The following is a 3844-nucleotide window of genomic DNA, read 5'->3' on the forward strand; positions in this document are numbered from 1 at the left end:
CACGGGTACGTGTAACCTCCGTTGACCCTGGTATGGTGGAAACGGAATTTAGCGAGGTGCGGTTTCACGGAAATACTGAACGCGCTAAAACGGTCTACCAGGGAGTTACCCCACTGACAGCAGATGATGTGGCTGATGTGATATTTTTCTGTGTGACGCGATCGCCCCATGTCAATATTAACGAAGTTGTGCTGATGCCTGTTGACCAAGCTAGCGCTACCTTAGTTAACCGGCGAACAGAAAAATAATCTAAACACATCCAACTCGCACTGCTGTAGTTGCAGCTTCAGTACGGTTCGTTACCCCTAACTTATTTAATACCTGGCTAACATGATGTCTAATGGTAGAAGGACTAAGTTTCATCCGTTGAGCGATCGCGTCATTACTTAATCCTAAAGCCAGCAGTGCTAAAACTTCTTCCTGTCGCTTGCTCAAGACAGGTTGGGATGATGGTTTGCTCGGTTGCAGCAAAGCCTGGATCACCTCTGCTGTCAACATTGACCGACCGATCGCGGCAGCTCGTATGGTGTCTGCTAACTCATCAATCGAGATACCTTTGAGCAGGTAGCCAATAGCTCCGGCTTGCATTGCTTGCTGTACTAAGTCATTGGCTAGAAAACTCGTCAAAATTAAAACTTGAATTTCTGGGTATTTTTTGCGGATAGCTCTTGTTGCTTCTGCCCCATTCATCCCCACCATCATCAAATCCATTAGCACCACATCTGGCTGCAACTGTTCGCACAAATGTACTGCTTCATCTCCATTACGCGCTTCACCCACTAATTCAAGGTCATCAAACGCCAGCAAGAGAAATTTAATACCTCCCCGCAGGATTTCATGATCGTCAACAGTAATGACCCGAATAGGTTTCACTGATTTATCTTTTTTCATAAATAAATCCGGGATATTAAAACTATTTTTAATACATTTACACTAATGTTCCATGTTCAGTATTTATACGTCAGATTCTTAACCTTTAATTTTTTATTTCCCGCCAGTCAATCACCCAAAAATCCCACAATATACTACTTAAATCTGTTTTTTTTAAATAAATGGATACGAATAAACATAACTATATTACAAAAAGCAAATACGTCTAAAAACCTTACAAATCAAAAATTAAAAAGAACAAATTGTGCTTTTAGTAGTTAACTTTATTTATACTTAATGCTCAATACTTCTCTACGAGAGGCTTCTCTTTCAGAGACGCTAACGTCAACGGCTCCGCTCAGTACCAAGTGCCCAATCCCCTACTCCTCACTCCGTATTTTATTTACAGCCGTTGACCAACTCAGGACAATCTCAGTCCCCTCACCTGGATAGCTTGACAAATGGAAAGTAGCACCAATCGACTCAGCCCGTTCTTTCATAATTGCTATTCCCAAATGACCAGATGGTATTTTGTTGGAGTCAAAACCACAGCCATTATCACTGATACGCAAGACTATTTCCTGTGAATCACCGTTGAGGCTGACTGATACTTGCGTTGCTTGGGCATATTTAATAATATTATTCAGTGCCTCTTGAGTAATCCGGTAGAAGACAAGCTTCGCTTCATTAGACAGAGAGCGATCGCCTTCCCCTGACACCGTTGTTATTACCTGTAAACTTGCCCGTCCTTGAACTCCCTTGGTTAACTGGTGTAGCAATTCACCTAAAGGTTTTTCTACCAAACCATTAGGACGCAACTCGACTAGTAAATTCCTCATTTCTGCTAACGCCCCTTGTGTCAATTGGGCGAGTTCTTCTAATCCCTGTTGGGCTGTCTCTGGGTTGCGTTTCCAGACTCTAGGCAAAGCTTCGGCAATTGTCGCTACAGTAAACAATGTCTGCGATACTGAATCGTGTAAATCGCGGGCGAGGCGATTTCGCTCCAGTTCCCCAGCAATCTTCCGTAGCCGTTCGCTTTCCATCAATTGTTCGCGTAGCTTCACCGTTTGCATCAAGTCTTTGACCAGGCGTAGACTCATAATCACTACGAAGGACAGAAATCCATATTCGCTGAGGTATAGAGATTTGAACACTCCCAAATCCATTAGGCGATCGTATTGAATAGTTGCGACAAAAATCGCCAAACTCAAACCCAAAATCAGTGCAGCTTGCTTTTCGCCACGTTTATATTGACGGTAACAGGCGTAAAAAGCGAAAACTACATTACTGATAATACCTAAGAATTGGAACCCGAATAGAGGATTGAGTGTACCTTCTGGGTGGGTAATCGGTTCGCCCCAAGGCAAAGAGATGCTTGATAGTCTGCTGATATGGGAGTAAAGAATCCCAGTTGGTGAAGCTTCGTTAATTAAGATGCAGATGAAGTAGAGGCTATTCAGTGCCAACAGTAGGCATAGTGGCTTAAATTTGGTATATAAAGCCACAAACCAGACACAAGCAATTGTGAAAAAAAACCCTAAGGAAGATGCCAATTTTCTGGCATTTATATAATCTTCTACATCAGTGACTTTATATTTGGCTATAAGAGCCAAGATATAGCTAGCACACAGCAAGCAGGTTAATCCAAACCAGAAGTGCAGCGCAGATTTTAATCGCGCAGAAGCAATTAGCAGGTGTAATAAACCAACATACAGGCAAATGCCAGCAAATATACCCAAAAGGCTTGAAATAATAGTCATTACCTGATTTCATAAAAAATTTGTTTTATAGATAACGCAGCAATTTCACCGTAGTTTACTGCTACTCGCGCAGATAAATGTTGATTCTACAAATCAGAAAACACAACAAAATTATAGATATATAGGATCAATGACCTAGTGCATTATAGGTCATTGATCCTAGTCAAAAATAGGACAAGTATCCGATGCATTGATCAAGGCGATCGCTGTACAATCCATTACGTCAAAGATTTAAGCAAAGTTTTAACGATGGCGTACCTGCCCGGCGTAGGCGATCGCCTTGCCTTTGTGGTCAAAGCGCATAGGTGTAGAAGTTTATGCGCCTATACGGTTCGGTAGAAATGTTGCATTGGGTAAAGATGTTGTATCGCAATATCTCTACACGATGTTTGGTTGAGAATACTTAATAAAGTAACTAAATTTGTGTAATCAATTAACAAACAAAATGAACAAAATCTGGTCTCGCAACACTTTGTTGTTTAGTTCTGTTTTGGCTTGTACATTGCTTGCCACTCCTAATGTCGTTAGGGGCGACGACTTCTCTGTAAAAGAGACTAATGCTAATACAACACGTTGTCGCCTAAATGTCACTGGTGCTTATCTAACAAAAATTTTTAACTCAGATGGCACAATCGGATCTCGTGGAGTCATAACACTTACCGCAGATGGTAACTTTTTTGTCATTGACTCTAATCAAGGTGGTGTTACCAACGTCTTCAATCCCTTTAGCAGTGGACAAGGTGCTTGGAAGTGTGATGGCAAAACTGGGGTCAGCGCCAGATCAATTACCTTTGCTTATCCAGGAAGCGCAGGATCTACTGGTAGCATTGGCCGAGCCGACTATCAAGCCAGCTTTAATCCCCAAACACAGACAGTAGAAGGGACTATCACACTACGTTTTTTCAATCTAAATGCTAATCCGTTATTAGATAATATCTCACCTGTAGGAACATTCAATTTTTCAGGACAACAAATCAAAGCCAATTAACTTTGGCATGGGTTTTAGCTGCGTACAAAATCCAACGCGAAACCTAACCTTCTAAGTTTCTCACGTCTTTCTAAGGCTCTCTTCTTAGAAAAGGGAAAATTCAAAGCCTCTTCTTTTAAGGGCTACGGCGTACACACAAGTCGAATTACCCCCCTCAATCCCCCCTTATAAAGGGGGGAAGCTGGAAATCTAGTTCCCTTCCCAATACATACGGGGAGGGTTAGGG

Annotated in this window: 3 protein-coding genes and 1 pseudogene; 2 read left to right on the forward strand and 2 right to left on the reverse strand. The window is 41.9% G+C overall.

Translation table 11 applies throughout. The annotated features are described in order from the left end of the window. Positions 1 to 248: pseudogene (locus GNF10_RS35745) on the forward strand (NAD(P)-dependent oxidoreductase); the annotation flags it as partial. A gap of 1 nt (position 249) precedes the next feature. Here the strand turns inward: GNF10_RS35745 and GNF10_RS35750 are convergent. Continuing rightward, on the reverse strand, positions 250 to 891 hold the full coding sequence (locus GNF10_RS35750) for a response regulator transcription factor (protein WP_221643673.1): 642 nt from the start codon (positions 889 to 891) through the stop codon (positions 250 to 252). 359 nt (positions 892 to 1250) lie between these two features. Beyond that, positions 1251 to 2630, reverse strand: a complete 1380-nt coding sequence (locus GNF10_RS35755; protein WP_185587226.1) for a histidine kinase — start codon at positions 2628 to 2630, stop codon at positions 1251 to 1253. A 445-nt stretch (positions 2631 to 3075) separates the two neighbouring features. Here GNF10_RS35755 and GNF10_RS35760 point away from each other — a divergent pair, with 445 nt between their 5' ends. Then, on the forward strand, positions 3076 to 3618 hold the full coding sequence (locus GNF10_RS35760) for a hypothetical protein (protein ID WP_185586026.1): 543 nt from the start codon (positions 3076 to 3078) through the stop codon (positions 3616 to 3618). Positions 3619 to 3844 lie beyond the last annotated feature (226 nt).

The sequence above is a fragment of the Nostoc sp. UCD121 genome (genome assembly GCF_014222285.1).
Taxonomy (GTDB): Bacteria; Cyanobacteriota; Cyanobacteriia; order Cyanobacteriales; family Nostocaceae; genus Nostoc.

Bases quoted from the DNA above. Each gene is read 5' to 3' on its own strand.
- GNF10_RS35750 (WP_221643673.1), bottom strand. From the start codon at position 891: ATGAAAAAAGATAAATCAGTGAAACCTATTCGGGTCATTACTGTTGAC.
- GNF10_RS35755 (WP_185587226.1), bottom strand. From the start codon at position 2,630: ATGACTATTATTTCAAGCCTTTTGGGTATATTTGCTGGCATTTGCCTG.
- GNF10_RS35760 (WP_185586026.1), top strand. From the start codon at position 3,076: ATGAACAAAATCTGGTCTCGCAACACTTTGTTGTTTAGTTCTGTTTTG.